General features: G+C 58.6%; 1 protein-coding gene. It reads left to right on the top strand.

The features are described from left to right. Positions 1-1,607, top strand: a 1,607-nt coding sequence (locus tag JKG68_RS32170) for a metallophosphoesterase (RefSeq protein WP_202066472.1), incomplete at both ends; no start/stop codon positions are given.

The following is a 1,607-nucleotide window of genomic DNA, read 5'->3' as shown; positions in this document are numbered from 1 at the left end:
CCGACCCGCGGCTTGTCGAGGGGATCACCCGTGATGATGGCAGCCAAAGTGGAGCACAGGGCGCCGCCCCCTTCGGCCCCTACGACTACAGTGGCCAGCAGGCGCCGTTCTGGATGGACTATATCAGTGACACCGGTGACGGCTGGGATGCAACTTACACGGTTGCGTACCATGTCGCCCAGGACAATCTCATACTCTCCACCAGCAAGACGCAGGGCGATGGCACCAAGGAAGTTCAGACGGAGCGCGGGAGTATCCTGATCTTTGGAGGCGACGAGGTCTATCCAGCTGCCAGCTTGGAAGCTTACGAGACGCGCTTAATCTTGCCTTATGAGCATGCTTTTCCCAAACGAGACGCCACCGGGTCGCTGCGATCGAGCCCCCATGTGTTTGCCGTGCCCGGCAACCATGACTGGTATGACAGTCTGGTCTCGTTTACTCGCCTCTTCTGCTCCCGCGGCAGCTTTGCCGGCTGGGAGACCCCGCAGCAGCGGAGCTACTTTGCACTCAAGCTTCCGCAAGGCTGGTGGTTGATTGGAACGGATCTTCAGCTCGGCAATGACATTGATGGCCCCCAGCATGCCTTCTTTGAGCGGCTTGAAAAGCAGATTGGCCCGGATGAGAGCATTATCCTCTGCCATGCTGAGCCTAACTGGATTAACGAGAAGATCTATCCGGACGAGTATGCGTACCGGTCCATTCGTGAGCTTGAGGCTCTCTTTGGCGACAGAGTTAAACTCTTCTTGGCAGGCGATTATCACCATTATTCCCGCCACGAGAATGAAAGTGGCGTGCAGAAGATCGTTGCGGGCGGTGGCGGTGCCTTTCTTCACCTAACCCATGGGCACGACGATAGCGTACTGGAGGGTGATGAAGGGGAGCCCAACTTCCTCTGCCGGAGGAAGTTCCCGTCCCGTTGGCACTCCTGGTGGCTTGCTTGGACGAACCTGTTCCTTTTTCCAGTCCGCAATTGGCCGTTCGGCTTTGCGACGGCCCCGGCTTATACCGTCACAGCATCGGCCCTGATCACGCCTGACACCCAGGTGGGTTCAGCGGCCGATCTTCTGTCCCAAGTGGTTCAGCGGCTGTCCTGGGAGCCGTTCTCGCTGTTTTGGGTTGTCGCGGTAGCAACAGGCGTGGTGTTCTTCACCGACACCTCCAAGCTGTGGTACCGCTGGACAGCCGGGCTGATCCACGCTTTCTCCCATATTGCCGCCGCCGTTCTGCTGGGAGGGGCGATCGCGGCAACGCTCCAAGCTTGGTTGGTGGAGTTTGGGTCGGAGTGGCTTGCGTGGCAGCCTCCGCTGGCAGCACTCGCGACAGCTGTGGCAGGGTACATCGCAGGACCGCTGGTGTTGGCTCTTTACCTGACCTTGTCGTTGAATGTGTTCCGCCACCATAGGGACGATGCTTCAAGCGCTCTCAGGAGCCCGCATTACAAGAACTTCCTACGCCTTTGCATCGCTCCTTCAGGCGAGTTGACGATCTATCCCGTCGGAATACGGCGGGTTGCGAGCAAGTTCAGGCGATCCACTGGCTCAACGCGTTCGCGGCTTGAACCATCGAATGGGACTCGGCCGATCTTAATCGAAGATCCAGTCGTGATC

This window comes from Microvirga aerilata (assembly GCF_016743775.1).
Lineage (GTDB): Bacteria > Pseudomonadota > Alphaproteobacteria > Rhizobiales > Beijerinckiaceae > Microvirga > Microvirga aerilata.
The sequence above is the reverse complement of the archived record's forward strand: the minus strand, read 5'-3'. Positions and strand labels throughout refer to the sequence as shown.